A 267-nucleotide genomic window follows, 5' to 3' on the forward strand; every position below is an offset into this window, starting at 1 on the left:
TCTCGTCGATGGTGTCTGCGTCCGCATGAAACTCCGAGATCTTGCGCCCGACATATTCGCCGGCACTGTAGCCGAGCATGTCAAGCTCTGCCTGATTGGCCCGCAGAATCGTGCCGTCGGCCCCCACCAGGTGCAGCGGCAGGGCGCCGTTCTCAAAAAAGTCCTCATAATCATCTAGAGAGATATCCGTCCGAGCGACATCAGGGTTGTCACTCACCAGCTCGACTTTGCCAAACAAGTTTTGCCCCTCGTGCAACAACATTAACC

Annotated in this window: 1 protein-coding gene; it reads right to left on the bottom strand. The window is 56.2% G+C overall.

From position 1 onward, the window contains the following. Window positions 1–238, bottom strand: a 238-nt coding sequence (locus AF337_RS13585; protein WP_244471246.1) for a PAS domain-containing protein, incomplete at its 3' end; no start/stop codon positions are given. Window positions 239–267 lie beyond the last annotated feature (29 nt).

The sequence above is a fragment of the Rhizobium ecuadorense genome (assembly GCF_001187535.1).
Taxonomy (GTDB): domain Bacteria; phylum Pseudomonadota; class Alphaproteobacteria; order Rhizobiales; family Rhizobiaceae; genus Rhizobium; species Rhizobium ecuadorense.